The organism is Candidatus Leptofilum sp. (genome assembly GCF_965223285.1).
Classification (GTDB): Bacteria; Chloroflexota; Anaerolineae; order Promineifilales; family Promineifilaceae; genus Leptofilum.
Map to the genome: position 1 here is coordinate 5,358,794 of NZ_OZ244997.1, position 15,636 is coordinate 5,374,429.

Annotated in this window: 8 protein-coding genes; 7 read left to right on the plus strand and 1 reads right to left on the minus strand. The window is 49.8% G+C overall.

The genetic code is table 11. The features are described 5' to 3' along the window. The first annotated feature begins 38 nt into the window (after positions 1 to 38). Positions 39 to 743 (plus strand): PAQR family membrane homeostasis protein TrhA, encoded by a 705-nt coding sequence (trhA, locus tag ACOQPU_RS24105; protein ID WP_420642379.1) that lies wholly within the window; start codon positions 39 to 41, stop codon positions 741 to 743. 36 nt (positions 744 to 779) lie between these two features. On the opposite strand, the gene ACOQPU_RS24110 is transcribed toward trhA, so the two are convergent. Then, complete coding sequence (locus ACOQPU_RS24110; RefSeq protein ID WP_420642380.1) at positions 780 to 2,708, minus strand: protein O-mannosyl-transferase family; 1,929 nt, start codon at positions 2,706 to 2,708, stop codon at positions 780 to 782. 521 nt (positions 2,709 to 3,229) lie between these two features. Here ACOQPU_RS24110 and ACOQPU_RS24115 point away from each other — a divergent pair. The 6 genes from ACOQPU_RS24115 (at position 3,230) to ACOQPU_RS24140 (ending at position 15,504) form a co-directional block, all read left to right on the plus strand. After that, the gene (locus ACOQPU_RS24115) at positions 3,230 to 6,118 is read left to right on the plus strand and encodes a caspase family protein (RefSeq protein WP_420642381.1); all 2,889 of its coding nucleotides are present in this window, start codon (positions 3,230 to 3,232) and stop codon (positions 6,116 to 6,118) included. Positions 6,119 to 6,132: 14 nt separating this feature from the next. Then, complete coding sequence (locus ACOQPU_RS24120) at positions 6,133 to 9,075, plus strand: hypothetical protein (RefSeq protein WP_420642382.1); 2,943 nt, start codon at positions 6,133 to 6,135, stop codon at positions 9,073 to 9,075. Continuing rightward, positions 9,072 to 10,586 (plus strand): radical SAM protein, encoded by a 1,515-nt coding sequence (locus ACOQPU_RS24125; RefSeq protein ID WP_420642383.1) that lies wholly within the window; start codon positions 9,072 to 9,074, stop codon positions 10,584 to 10,586. Before ACOQPU_RS24120 ends, ACOQPU_RS24125 begins: the two co-directional genes overlap by 4 nt. A gap of 124 nt (positions 10,587 to 10,710) precedes the next feature. After that, on the plus strand, positions 10,711 to 13,077 hold the full coding sequence (locus ACOQPU_RS24130; RefSeq protein ID WP_420642384.1) for a TolB family protein: 2,367 nt from the start codon (positions 10,711 to 10,713) through the stop codon (positions 13,075 to 13,077). Between the two features lie 150 nt (positions 13,078 to 13,227). Further along, on the plus strand, positions 13,228 to 14,319 hold the full coding sequence (locus tag ACOQPU_RS24135) for a M23 family metallopeptidase (RefSeq protein ID WP_420642385.1): 1,092 nt from the start codon (positions 13,228 to 13,230) through the stop codon (positions 14,317 to 14,319). Positions 14,320 to 14,535: 216 nt separating this feature from the next. Further along, positions 14,536 to 15,504 (plus strand): transglycosylase SLT domain-containing protein, encoded by a 969-nt coding sequence (locus ACOQPU_RS24140; protein ID WP_420642386.1) that lies wholly within the window; start codon positions 14,536 to 14,538, stop codon positions 15,502 to 15,504. Positions 15,505 to 15,636: the final 132 nt, after the last annotated feature.

The following is a 15,636-nucleotide window of genomic DNA, read 5'->3' on the forward strand; positions in this document are numbered from 1 at the left end:
CAACATTCACAAGGGGGCACAAGCAGGCAGAATGGGAGTTGCTAATTGTAAAAACGGCCGCTAAATTACCCAGTATGAACCGCCTGAACCGACTATTGCACGAGCCAATCAGCACGCTTACCCATGCGGTTGGGGCTTTTGCCTCGCTGGTGGGGACGTTCTGGCTGCTTTGGCTGGTGTGGGGGGATTGGCCAAAGCTAACGGCATTGCTGATTTACGGTATCAGCATGACGGCAATGTATGTTGCTAGCTCTCTGCTGCATGGCGTCAAAGCACGTCCGCGTCTGCAATTCCAGCTTAATCGGCTGGATCATATGGCCATTTTTCTGGTAATTGCCGGGACGTATACGCCTATCATCACCACATTTTTCCCTGACGGCTGGCAGGGGGCAATTTTGATAGTGGTTTGGGGAACGGCCGTTGCGGGCATGGGCTACAAACTGTTTAGTCGTAAAATTCATGGCTTTATGAATGCCTCAATTTACCTGATTGTAAGTTGGGGTGGGGTGCTGCCGCTCATTCTAGCGGGAGGGGTGTCTCAATGGCTGCCGTCAGGCGGTTTGCAGCTCCTTCTGCTGGGTGGGCTTATTTATTCCATAGGCTTTGTGGTCTACTACCGCCAATGGCCCGACCCCTGGCCCAATCTGTTTGGGCACCATGAAATCTGGCATTTTTTTGTGCTGGGTGGCAGTTTGTGTCACTTTCTGTTCATGCTGTGGTTCGTCGTCCCATCGACAGCTTAAGCCCAGAGTTGGGGGCAATGTCCTATCTGCGTTTTGTTACTCTGAATCAATGGGGAGTTCTTGGACGAGGTGATTGGTAAACGAGCCATCGCCACCCACCGTGTATAGTCCCACAAAGATTTTTAGCGGTGTCCGATCTTCTGGCAGCGGGATCAGATAATTGTCCCGCACCCATTCACCGGGCTGCCAGTGCGTGGTAGGGTAGAAGCCATGCACGGGATGCGTGCGGTCACCCTGCGCCAGCAAATCGTCGGGGCCAGTTATTTGGGGTTGGTCAGTGACGTGGACAAAGATGCTGTAATCGACCCTGGGTGCTTGCCTGGCTTGCCAGGTTAACTGTACATTCAGGGATTGGTCTGAGTTGAGAACGGCCGTTCCCGACACCAGTTGAATCTCTTCAGAAATCGCCAAAGGCTGGCGGGCAATTGGTCGAATCTCCGGTTCACCTCGGATAGCGATTAGTTCATGACCCTGGCTACTTAAGGAAACGGCAGTACCCAATTTCTCTTCCCACAGCGGCGCGGGCGCAGCGTAAAGCACCGATTGGTTCACAAAAATCTCCGATGGCGGCGGCGTGGGCAGCCCACTCAAATCGGCGCGAAGGTCAACAAGCTGTATGTGTGCCAGCTCTCCCGTCACCAGCTTACCGTAGGCCAATGGAAAGTAGCGCGGCCCCCAAATTTCCCCAACGAGTGGCGTTTCACCCGGCAGCATCGTTGTATCCCGCAAAATGGCTGGCCCCAAACTGTCTTTGGTATGAAATAAAATGTAGTCGCGATGATTCACGAAGTTGTTGGCCGCAACGCCGACTGTTAGCAGCAGACCCAGCGTAGGTAGCCAATGCTGCCACTGCCCAAGGGCCACCAAGCCTATGCCCCAGGCAGCGGCCAGCGTCAGGCTAGCAACCAAAATCATCATGTAAGAGCGAATGAGCAACCCCTGGCTAACGGGGGCCAGCCAGTAGCCAGCAAAGGCCAGCAGCAATACCAACGCCAGTCGCCGGGTTTTGGGATGCGCTAGCCCGGGCAAAAAACCGGTCAGCCCAAGCCCAAGCCCTGCCACACTCATTTCTTGGGCAAGGTAGCGTAAACGGCCGTTCAAAGCGGCAAAAATTTCTGGCAAGCTGGTTGGTGGGGTCAGCCGCGCACTGTATTCACGCGCCCAAAAAGCGTCCGCAAAACCCACCCAGGTAGTGGGGGAACGGCCGTACACCCACGGCGACCCCGCCCAGGCAATCAGCGGCAGGTACAGGTAAATGAGTAAAGAGGCAGCGGCTAGCAATCCAGCCTCAAGCCAGTGTCGCCAGCCTAATTTGTGAGCAGGCCAGGCGGCCAGCAGCAACGCTGGCGCCAAAAACAGAAGTGTGCGATGGTGCCCCACCGCCAGCCCAAAGAGCAGCCCCAGCAGCAGCAGCTTGCGCCGTGTTGGCATTTGCCCTAGCGACCAAGCAAGGCTGAAGGAGCCAAACGCCAGCAGCAAACCAAAGGCATATGCTTCGGCTACCACCGCGTACAGCCAAACCAAAATACCGAACGCGGGGAGTAAAAATGCAGCTGCAACGGCCGTTCCCGACCCATTAAGTCGTGAAAAGGGCCAAACCATCAGCACAAACGCCCCTATTGCAAACAAAAAAGAGAGTAAATTTGCGGCAATAATCGGGTATAGTTTAAGCGGATCAAGCAGGCGAACGCCGATGTTGGCCAGTAAGCTGAGCAGTGGGTAGCCTGGCGCGTGGGTCACGCCCCAAGTGTGCCAGGCAATCACAAATTCGCCAGAATCATCCATAAGTTGCAAGATGCCTTCGAATTCGCCGGTGGGGTCTGGCAGCGGATCGTTGGCAATGGCGATTTGGGTGGGCATGCTGGTGAGCCAAACGGCCGTTACCATCAACAAGGCCAACAAAGGCAGGCCGGGGCGTGAAAACAGTTGGCGTAGCGCAGGGCGGATGGACGAACTTAGTGGCATGGCGCAATTATCGTGAACCCTGGCCAGAAAACAAAAAACCACCAGCTTATGGCCGGTGGCTGAATAATTGCTTGAGTAGAGAGCCTTTCTATGACTTTTAGCTTGGCATTGGTTTGACCCTTTTGACCGCAAGATTGCTCTTCGTCCAGGGAGCCAACTGACCATCACTTCAGCTATACTCTTATTTTTGGCTCTCTACATTAGGGATGCTAACGGCCGTTCCTTACAGATTTACTGAAGTAGGTCAAGAGTCCTGCACTTGGAAAGCAACGCTTTAAATTTAGGTACCTTCTTTGCTATTAGCAAATTTACTCGACATAATTAATAGATTTGTGTCCTTGAAATCTGCTCGAAAAACGACTAAAATTGTAATAGGCCTTGAAAGAATCAAGAGGGAAGCTTGATAAATATTCGAGGGATGGTCGCAACAAATTCGAGTATCTATACAAGTGTCTAAAGATCCAATAAGCTAACTGAACCAAAAAACGGCCAATAATGTCAATTCACTTTCGGAGGGATGTGTGGAATACTTTGAAAAGGCCTACGCTCTTGTCATCGGCATCAACAATTACAAATATATTAGTCCTCTGCACAAGGCAGTTAATGATGCAACAGATTTAGCTGCTATTTTGACAGATACTCAATTTTGCGGTTACAAACAGGAGAACGTTCACCTTTTGGTGGATGAACAGGCAACGGCCGTATCATTCCAACAAGAAATGGAATGGTTGGCTAACGAAACGGATGAGAAATCAACTATCACCATCTTCTTCTCAGGCCATGGTGCACAAGACCCAGAAAATTCATCCCAAGGCTACCTACTACTCCACGACACCGATCCATGGACAGAGAACCGCCTGAAAATCGATCCCGAATGCTTGCAACAGACGGCGATTTCCACCCAACAATTCACCATTGCATTAAACAAGATCAAAGCTCAGAAAATCACTATCTTTTTCGACGCTTGCCACTCTGGTGGTTTTGCCAATCCACGCAACCCTTTCTTCAACCGAGAAAAGTTGCGCAAGGGATTGCCTGAACAGGCCTATGAACAACTCCAGCAAGGTAAGGGTCGGGTCATCATCGCCTCTTGCACCCCCGACCAGGTCTCATGGGAAAAAGCAGATATGCGTAATGGAATTTTTTCCGATGTACTATTTGCCGGATTAAAAGGGGAAGCAGCCGAGGGAGATAGTGTACATATCCTCACCCTGTTCAGACATCTAAGTCACCATGTGCCACAAGCTGCCAAAGAAATTACAAATCCGCTGACAGGTCAGCCAGCAGAGCAAAACCCATACCTCAAAGCTGAAACCAAAGACGATTACCGGATTGCATTGTCCTCACAATCGGCCAATGAACCCACGACACAAGCCCCACCTGTTACAGAAAGAGAATTCGACATTTTTATCAGCTATAGCCATAAAGATATCGACAAAGTAAGATCTGTCATAGATCGCCTCAAAAAAGATGGTTACAGCATCTGGTGGGACGAAGAACAGCTTGGTGGAGGGGATGTTCTTGTCAAAGAGTTGGCTGCAGGCGTTAAAAAATCCAAATATGTTATGATTTTTCTCTCTCACAATTACCTGACGTCCGAATATGGAGAACTTGAACGGATCATTGGTCAATCATTGGATGTTGCAGCAAGCGAAAACAAGTTGATTCCTATCAAGCTTGATGATAGTCATCCGCCAGATGAAATCCCCCACCTCGTTTATGTCAATCTACCAGTCAAAGAGAATTCAGATGGGTGGGAGCGCAGTTACAAAAAGTCCATAAAGAATATAAAAAAGAAATCTGCTGTCAGCGGTGAGAAGTCTAAGTCTTTGGGTAACGGCGGTACAAATGCAATCGGCAAAAAAAGTATGCAAACTTCAAAAGAACCGACGGGTGTTCAAAATGGGAATGGGGGCTCAGAAAATGGACATAATAATAATGAAGACGCTTCTAACTTGCGTGATCCTGATCCTCCGTTTGCCAATCAAGTAAATGCTCTGCTAACGATTGAGCAGCGGTTTAATTCCTCCAATCCCTTCATTTACATATCTGCTACGGCGCAGATGGGCAAAACATTCCTTCTCAAAGAAATTAAGCGTCGTTGTAGTGGTGCCGATGTAGAAGCAAAAGATGCGATTAGCCCTAACCCTGCCAATAGTGAAGATGGCCCCAATGCGTGGCTATGTTTTCGTATCAATCTTAAGAAGGATAAAGAAAAGATAACCTCAATCGAAGAGATTATAGCTATTCTTATTATGCGTTATGAAATTAAAGAGATGGATGCCACAGCAGAGGCACTTGCAGAATATATAGCCCTGCAAGCTGGAGAGGGGAAGCGACTATTGTTGTTGGTAAATGGTACCGAATATTTTAACGAATCTGTTGCCCAGCAATTCCTGGAGTTGTTGCAGAGATTGAAAGCTGCTGTGGAAGGTACTGCAGGGTTCACGCCAGCCGTCGTTACTGTGGGAAGACGTTCATTCCCTGCATGGGAGCGGACGAACTCGCCTATGAAACCGGTTGAACTTGAGCCATTTACATTTGATGTTGTTTTGGAAATGCTTCAAACAACGAGAGCCAACGCAAATCCGACACCTCCGCGAAGAAGCGATACATGGCATAATAAAAAATCGAATCAGATACACAAATGTGCTGCCGGTCATCCACGTTGCATTGCGACTTTGTTGCAATATGTGCGCCAGAAAAAATATACGGTACCAGACCTCAATAGTGATGATGTCTTTCGGTCTGAGATTGTGCCTGTAATGCAAGAGCATATTTTAACCCCAGCCAATCTAGACAACTTTACCTCCTTGTCTGGAGATGTTGCGGATATGGATTTGCTTTCCCAGGTATTTCTACAGCTAAGTATTTTCAGGATTGTTACGCCGGAGTTGATTGAGCTGGTTCTGGGGCAGCTAGGGATAGATGTAACGCCTGAGAAAGCGGATGAAATCGATCGTCAAGTGGAGCATACCTTATTGATTAGACGCGATCGTTACTTTGGCTGGAACAAGATGCCTCGCAGCGTACGCCAATTGTTGGTAAGGTGGTTAATACTGGAAAATGGAAACATTGATGCCCACTATCAAGCATTTTTATTCTATGATGCTCGCATCAGGGGTTCTTCTCTACAAGGCTTACCACAGATTGGTTTTATACGTGAGGCTTTGTTTCATGAAGCGCTGTCTCTTCAGGGAAGCGCCAACAGGACACCTCTATTCAACGGTTTGCAGAGAAGGCTAATTAAATATGGTGACCTATTGAAGCCGGGTTTTCCAGGGGATAAAGTGGGGCGCGATTTGCGTTACTGGTTACACCAGGATGATGAACTTCACCAGCTGATCGATGAACTTGCACATGTTGGCGCTTACGAACAGTTGATCGACTCCATAGAAGATATTCCATAGCTCAGGAGGGTGTGATGGATGAGGGTGTAAAATTAAAACTGGCACCTCCCACTTTTCATGGTCGTCGTCATGAATTAGCCCAGATCATAGAGATGGCTACCTCAACTCGGCCTAACCATGGAAGCAGTGTTCTGCTACTTGAAGGGCCCGGTGGCATGGGTAAAAGTATGCTTGTCAGGCAAGCCACTGACGAGTTGGAGAAAAACCATTCGGAAATATATGTAGTTGGCCCCTTAGATATGGATGATACCAACTACCATATAGCATCCAATGTTGGCTTGCAAATTGCCCATAAATTGGGAGAAAAATATTTTACCCGTTACATAGAAGCTAACCGCAAGTACCAGGGGCATGAAATTCAAGCCGTGGATCGGACGACAATTCATATTCATCTCGCGCTGGGAGATCGGTACTTTGTTGAAGATTATTCACGCTTTGCCAGAAAGAATCGGGTGGTGATCTTTGCTGATACGGTTGAGACGATACGCGGGACGCATATCTGGTCCTATTTCTCCCGCATGATCGCGTCTTTGCCTAATACATTATTTGTCTTGTCCGGGCGGCGTTCCAGCCCGTATGGGTTAGAGAAGAGACCGTTCTCATCTGAAAAAGAACGGTTTGGGAATATGCCCAATATTGGCAAGGATGGTGTTGATGTTATCCAACTCCAGGGCTGGCCTAAACAAGAGGCACGAGCCTTTATCGCCAATACAAGTGGTGGCAGCACTTTACTAAAGGATGATATTGAAAGATTGCTCTATTTAAGCCGTTGCCAACCTTTACATTTGACCTTGGCACTGCAACACCTACCCCGAATGCCTGTACTGGATAGGAACGTCGCGGAAATCAAGCAGACTGCTCCCCTTTATGCAAACGAATTTGATGCGACAATTCCTGCCAAAGAATCGCTTGCTCCAGATATTGAGTTTGATGATTTAGGCGATGAAGGTAAATCTTTGGTTACCCAATTTAACCGGGAGCTGTTGCTCCATATGGCCGATTCTTCTCCTTTGTCACAGACGATGCGCCGTATTGCCCACTTGCGCCGTCGTATTGATAAGGAGATGTATGCCCGCATTGTTACGTTTTCTCCTGCGATCAGGGATGCGCCAACCTGGGATGAGTTAATAAAACAACCATGGGTACGAAAAAGAACGGGAGGTTATGTTACCTGGCACGATATCGTTGGTGAACTATTGCGTAAACATATATGGCCGATCAGAGACTCTTCAGGGAAGAAACGTAAGCTTCTGAGCCAACAGGCGATAACTTTGTATACGGAATTGATTAAAAACCTTCAGGTAAAAATAAATAAGCTCAATAGCAAATATGATTTGCGCCTCAAGAAAATCAACGAACAGGAAGGGGATGCGTTATTCTTGGAGGAGGATTTTCCGGAACTTGTTGAACTGACTAGCCAACTGCTTGAATTACGCCGTCGTTTATGGCCGATTGAAGCAGAAAAGCTATATTATGAGTTGGATGCAGATGTGCAGGCTGGTTATCAAGCTTTTCTCCGAGCGTTTAATCAGGCAGGGCAGGCTGGTCAATTAATTGTGCGTGAACTGTTCTTGAGTGAGATGGAGCCGTTTCTTCAGGCGTTTGAGCCAGGAAGTAATGAATATTTTGAGATTGTGTTCCGTCAGATTCAAACAGCCGTAGGGGATAATCTTCAAGATGTTGCAGCTGAAAAGATCGCACATTTATGGGATTTGTATCGTGACCCTATTCGGCAATATCAGCTACTAATATGGCAAGGAAATACATTCCTACGCACCGTGGGGCGCGAGACTGAAGGGCGGCAATCATTTGAGGCTGCGCTACAACTCGCCAAAGAGCAAGAAGAGCTGGGAATTGGTGAGGCACTCAGTGAAATTGGTTTTGCTCATCGACAATTGGGGAACTGGGAGCAAGCGGGGAAGATGTATCGTGAGGCTCTCAAGGTTACGCCCTTATCTAAACGGGATTTGCGGGCAGAGATTGGCATCCAACTGGCTTATGTACAAGCATTATTAGGTGAATATGATGCTGCCAATGCATTTATGCGGGGGACATTACCCTATTTGCGGCAATTTGGCGATAGAATTTTATTTGGTGCCGGTCTGTCGGTACAGGGTGAAGTTTTTCGCTACCAAAAGAAATATGATGAGGCTCATAAGGCCTATGATGAGGCACTGGCTGTATTTAGTGAAATTGAGCATCTTGGTTGGTTGGGGACTGTTCAGCAAGAGAAGGCGATTTGCCTGATTCAGGAAAATAACCCTAGACGTAATTTGCTGGAAGCTATGTACCTGATTGAACAGGCTCGCTACTTCTGTCGGGAACAAAATATGCGGGACTACCCTTCTGCCCTCAATCGCGCAGGGCGGATATATGAGTTGAAAGGGGATTATGAGCAGGCATTTACTGCATTTGAAGAGGGTATTGAGGTCGCCCAGGCAGCGCAGAATATTTGGTTCCTGATGTCAAATATCATTGAATTTTCTGAGCTAGCTGTGCAGCTTTGGCATGATACAGAGATTCCTGAACATCATGAGAAGATATTAAAGCACGAATCTCTGGTAAAAACGTATGACCAAAATCCTGAGTATGAATTCAAGGATCTATTTGGCCGTTGGCATCTTGTTAAAGGACACAAAGCATGGTACGAGGGCAAACAGGCTGTTAAACACAACAAGGGGAGTGCTGAAGCATCATGGCAAACGGCCATGGAGGAATATGCGCTCGGGTTTTCAATGGTTGCTCAAGGTTATTATGGCTCGCATGGCATTGGCGCACTGCCAAAAGAAGGGGAGCGGTTAAAACACCATGTGCTTGAATTGCCCGTGGAAGAAGGCAAACGCTGGTGTAACTATTTCCACCAGGAGTGGGGGGAGCTTGATGATCCTGCGGTTCTTCAAGGGATTGTTGAGGATATTTATCAGGGGGTATCTGAGAAGGAGCAAGCATCCTCATGACGAAAGCATCGCACACTACATCCTATCAAATCATCGATCGTTCCCAGCTTACGGATTATCCGCATGATCTGGTTGTTAGTTTTTGTGTTGATTGCGCCTGTGCCGTTGTATCACAATCACTCCCTGCTGCGCCCACACCGCCTGTTTATATGCCTGAGAAATACTTTGGTCTTGCGCCTGAGTTGCGTCTGGAAGCAGTCGATGCAGGACATTGGGCAGTATTTAACCCTACGGGAAATCATGGGATTGTTGTTGTTGATGATGATGCAGCCAGGTTACTGAATAGATTTGAACGCCCAGTGACTCCGCAAGAAGTTTTGAATGACCTAGATTGTAATGAGGAAGCCCAACAAGCTGTTGGACGATTGCAGGCGCTGGATTTATTGCAGTCTTCCGACATTAAATTGCCCAGACAGGAGTGGCAAAACAGGCCACAATTGTTAACTGCGTGGTTACATATCACGAATGCATGTAATTTAGGTTGCGTTTATTGCTATGTGGATAAGAATCATGAGCATATGAGCGTAGATATGGGCAAAACGGCCGTAAACGCAATAGTTCGCTCTGCACTGGCAGGAGGTTATCCAGCTATCCGGCTGAAATATGCGGGTGGAGAAGCATCATTGCAGTTGGAAACCGTTTTTATGGTGCATGATTATGCGGTTGAACAATGTCAAGCGGCCGGACTGGGGTTGCAAGCTGTTTTGCTGACCAACGGAGTAACCCTAGGTGATCTGATGGTTCTTGGTTTAAAAGAACGAGAAATAGAGGTGATGGTCTCCTTGGATAGTTTAGATGGGGAGCTAGGTGGAAATCGGCCGTTTTTGGGCGGTCAAAGTTCCAGCAAACGAACATTGCAAGGCATCCATCGACTATTGATACAAGACATATCCCCGCATATCACAATTACGGTCACTGACCACAATAGTCCAGGCATTGCGAAAGTCGTACGTTATTGTTTGGCGCATGAGTTGAAGTTTAGTCTGAATTTTTATCGAGATAATGCTGTGGCCGCTATGGGTGCCGATGTGCAATTCACCGATGATCGAATAATTGCAGGAATGGAAGCTGCCTTTCAGGCTATTGAAGAGAATCTACCTCCATGGAGCATAGTTGGTGCGATTCTGGACCGGGGACAATTGGTGGAGCCGCACGAGCAGGCGTGTGGTGCTGCCCGAGATTATATAGCCATCGACCATTATGGTCGTGTCGCAAAATGCCACATGGAGTTCGAACAACCTGTTGGGGATATTTCTGCAACTAATTTATTGCCGATGATCCAGTCGTCGCCGATAGGTGTGCAAAATCCCTCTTCGCAGGAGAAGGAAGGCTGTCGTGATTGTGAGTGGCGGTTTTACTGTGCTGGGGGCTGCCCGCTTGTCACCCATTGGGCGACAGGCCGTTATGACATCAAATCGCCCAATTGCGGAATATATAAGGCAATATTTCCAATAGCTGTACGATTAGAGGGCTTGCGCCTTCTCAAATATGGTCAGGCATTACTCGTGTAACCGTTGGGTTGTTGATTCCACTTAATTACCAAAAACCTTAATCGGCTGGAGAGGAACAGAAAAACGATGTGCGCCCTGTCAAATAACTTGACATAGTAATTAGCCGTGCTAAACTGGCAGCAACATGCGTGCACGATTTCGGCAGGCCGCAACGTGGGTCTGGCAACACCTTTTGACAGTTAGCTCCTCCGTCTGGCTCTTTCTTGGCCGACTTGGTTTAGCCTTCCGCAATATTCTCACTTGGACCATCTGGAAACCGCTTTTTTACCTGACCATGCCTGTCTGGCTGCCACTGCGCTGGATTTTGTGGGATTCTGTGGTGGCGGCCGTTCCCCCAGTGTGGCGATTTGTTGGTCGCATGGGGTTGGCTTTGCGCCATCTACTAACCGCCTTTGTGTGGCGGCCTTTCATTCGTTTTGTGGTACGGCCGTCCAATTGGCTATACCAACGCATACTTAAACCATCTGTCCTGTGGCTGCTGCACGCAATTTGGCAAATAATCCTTTGGTTGGGGCAACAGATTCGACGTTTTGGCAACTTTGTTTGGCAAAAAACGGCCCCACAGCGAGCGGTGTACGGCCGTCGCGTTAGCTCCCGCTGGCGATTGCTTAAATCCAACGCGCGGCTGGCTATGCGGCGACCCAAGCCACCCACCTCTGCGGTCGCGGCACCCAAACGGCCGCGCGAAAATTTACGGGCAGTGCGTACGTTTCGGCTGGCAACGGCCGTTGCTGCACTGGCGCTCATTGTGGTGGTGGGGATGCTCAGCAGGCGAGAATCTCAGCCAACGGCTGTGGCTGACGATCGGCCATTTGAAACTGCTACGCCGCAAATCATTGTGCTTACCCCCACGCCACAGCCCTCTACGCCAACCGCCATACCCACTGTCTCTGTAAAGCTAACGCCCTGGGCAACGCCAAATCCTTTGGATGGCGGTGGAGCAGTTATTTTTACTCAACATCTTAATGGCAATAGCGACATCTACATTTTGCCGGTGGACCAATCTGATCCCATCCGGCTGACAAGCCACCCTGCCGAAGATCGTGATCCCGCCTGGGGGCCAGATGGCACTGAAATTGCCTTTGCCTCGCGGCGAGACGGTAACTGGGAGCTGTACGTCTACAACATTCCCAATCGAGAACTGCGCCGCGTCACCCGCGACTTGGCGTATGATGCGGCCCCCACCTGGTCGCCAGATGGCCAATGGTTGGCCTACGAATCGTACCGAGACGGCAATCTGGACATTTTTCTGGTAAAGGCAGACGGCAGCGAAGGGCCTTTCCGATTGACAGATAATGCAGCACCTGATTTTGCACCTGCCTGGTCACCGGGCGGGCGGCACATTGCGTTTACCAGCTTAAGGAGCGGTAGCCGGGATATTTACATACGGTCGCTGGATGCGGGCATCAATGCCGGGGTTGTGAACTTAACCCAATCGCCTGATTTAGAGGAAGATGGGGCCGCGTTTTCACCAGACGGCCGTTCGGTTGCGTATGCAGAGTACAGTGCTGGTTTCCCGGTTATGTACGCGCTGCCGCTGACGGAAGCATACCTACCGGCATCTCCGGCATATGGCTTGGGGCAGCAAGGTCGTTCTCCAGCGTGGTCACCAGACAGACGTTCGGTATTATTTGTGTATGACCAGGGTGGGCGCAGTTTCTTGCTTTCTGGTAGCGTCGAGGCTTGGAGTGTGGTGCCGCAGATGTTTGTGACAGACGGCCGTATTCATGATCCTTCCTGGACGGCCGTGCGCCTAACTCCAGACATGACCAGTCGTCTGCAAAACATCGATCGCAGTTTAGCAGATAACGATCCGCTGTTTGTGGAAGCCCTTGCAGAGGGGCAGGGGCAAGCAGGCCAGCCGTCGTCATTGCTTTTCCCCGTAGCGGTGAATGCGCCGTCGCCCTACCTCAATGACGCTGTGGATCAGTCGTTTGCTGCTCTGCGTCAGCGGGTCATTGACGAAGCGGGTTGGGACTTTCTGGGTCAGCTTGATGGCATGTTTGAAGCCATTGACGCTCGCCCACTGCCGGGGCAATCCGTTGAATCCTGGAACAAGGCAGGGCGTGCCTTCGACTTTTATTTCCGCGAGGCATTGGGCTTTGAGCCGCAGGTGGAGTTGGTGAAGCTGGAGCTAAACGGTGAAACATATTGGCGCATCTTTGTGAAAACGGCCGTACAAGACGGTAGCCAGGGCGAACCATTGCGCAGCCTCACCTGGGACCTCCAGGCGCGCAGCGGCGATGATCCCAGCTACTATGAGCGGGGGGGCAAATGGCGTGACGCCGTGCCGGCCGGTTATTACATTGATTTTACAGCACTGGCGGCTGATTATGGCTGGCACTGGGTGCCTGCCAACGCCAATTGGCGCACATATTTCCCAGACATTCGCTATTGGCATTACGAAAAGCGTGATGGCCTTACCTGGGAAGCAGCCATACGCGAGCTTTACAACGATGAGGAGTTGGCACCCGTCCTGGAACGGCCGTAAACCTTCATGTTTTCTCCAGAAAATAAGAACCACACAAAGTTTCACAGAACAGCCACAAAAAAATGCAGAGAAAAGAATAGCACGCTGCGTAAATCTGTATTAATCTGCGTCCTCTTTTTTCTTTTGGTTGGGTGTGGAGGCGAAGAGCTTGTGCCGCCTACACTGGTATCCCCCTTAAATTTGCCTCCCGCCCAGCAGACAGAAATTGCCGTCACGGCCGAATCGAATCCCCAATTTGGAAATGGTGGCCGAACCAGTAATGGCAGTGGTCAATCCGACAAAGTGCCAACGCCTGTAGGCATAGGCATTCGCCCTGGCGACGCAGAACAGCTTTGGGTGCCTGATGCGGGTCCTGAACCGCCTGAAGGGTGGCGACCGCCGCCCTATGCCGTGCCGCTTTCTCTTCATTACGACGACCATTATTGGCTGGCACGGCCGCTTCCCTCTGGGAGCCGAAATTTTGATTTAGAATGGTACCCCTTCGGCAATGATGTGCAGCTACCAGAGCTGCCGTCGTATCGCATTCACCACGGCATTGATTTCCCCAACGATACAGGCACGCCCATTTTGGCAGCCAGCAGTGGCACCGTGGTTCATGCAGGAGCATTGCCCAGCCCGCGCAACGGCGTTAACTATTACGGCAACACGGTCGTTATTCAGCATGATTGGCAATGGCAGGGGCAGGATGTATTTACCCTGTATGCCCACACGCTGGAACTCTTTGTGCAGGAAGGGGATTTTGTGCAGCAGGGGCAGCTTATTGCCGGGGTAGGCAGCTCTGGTGAGGTGAGTGGGCCTCATTTGCACTTTGAGGTGCGTGTTAGCGAAAACAATTATGGCAGTACACGGAATCCGGCACTGTGGCTGGCTCCGTTTGAAGGGTGGGGGACGCTCGCTGGCCGATTTGTGGATAAAAATAGCCAGATGATTTCCAGTGCCAGCCTGACGCTGCTGCCGCTGGATGTGGATACGGCCGTACGCAAGCAGCAAACCTATTATCCCACCGTCCGTTCTGATGAAGTTTGGCGAGAGAACTTTGTCTTCGGCGATCTGCCCGCAGGACGATACCGTCTAACCATCGACGCCAACGACGGCTTACACATTTACGAAAGAGAGGTTGAGATTTTTCCTGGCCAAACCAGCTTTGAAATTATCTCAACCAATTTTGAATTTGTGCCCACCCCAACGCCTGTTCCTCCCGCGACCCCTGAAGCAACCTCGGAGGCAGGGGATGCACCTTAGTAGCTGTTCGCCATTAACTTAGTGGTTCCGGAACTGAACGGCTACTTTAAGCCCATTCGCTATTTCCATAGTTCATTTGCGAATGGGCACTTAATTGGACTCCATTTTACCTTGCCGCACAAATGAGGAAATCGCCAGAGTTTACATAAAACTTTGACACCTTTTCTGAACTTATGCTAAAATTTTGCCATGTTTTCACGGGGATTTTTAGTTGAAATGAGGCAAATAGGGCAGCGATACGGCCGTTTCTTTCTGGTTGGCTTGCTGCTGGCTGGGCTACTTTTGCTACTGAATCCCACAGAAACGAGCGCAGCACCAAGACAAGGATTGCACCGCTCAGAAAGCACCCCCGAAGCTGCCCTGCTTTCACCCATGTGGAGTCCGACTATTCGCCAATGGTCAACTTACATTGGCGTTTTGGCAGATATGCATGGCCTGGACCCAGATTTTATAGCTGCTGTTGTGAAAGAAGAGTCGAATGGCATTGTAGACGGCGTTAGCTCCGTTGGGGCAGTGGGCTTAATGGGTGTAATGCCTCAAGGCCCAGGCCTGGAGTGGCGACCCACGACTGATGAACTGATGATTCCAGCAGTAAACCTGCGCTGGGGGGCGGCTATTTTGGCCGAGGTCGTGCGGCAAGCCGGTGGCGATTTGGCTTCGGCATTGGCGGCGTACAGCGGCGGTTGGGAGTACGCCGGCAGCACTGTCCCCCGTGCTTATGCCGCCAGCGTTTTGGACAATTATGCGCGGGCTGTGTTGATTCGGCAGGGGCTTTCTCCAGACATTGCTTCCCAATGGACGATTGCCGTTGAAATTAATAAAGGGTATGTGCCGCACGAAGCCTTTTTGGTTTTAGGTGAGCAGCCCATATCTGGTTTGCATACTTACGCGGCCCACCGCGTTTACGACTATGTAGATGATTTTGGCCACTCGTATTACATCAACGGGTATGCGGTTCCCGTTGCTCTGGTTGCGCCAGCCTATTCCGACCCCGGCAGCATCGTTTCTGGTTGGGAAGATGAGATTGACATTCATTTGCAGGCACGCCTGAGTGGTGACGATGTGAAGATTGATACCAGCAACCCACGCATTATTTTGGCTTGCTTGCCCAGCCTGAGTCGCCTTCGTGGTATTGCCAGCACCCGATGGTTTGCCCCGTCTGGTTGCCCCTCTTGGCACCGTTAAAATTTGTTCCTTTACCGTTTAGGACAATCGTAATCGTTTCTATTTTGCCAATCTTGCATATTATTTGGTAAGGATTTGGTGCCTCTATGCAAGGCGTGGCCAACTCTTTTCATTTTGGATTAATCGGTACTT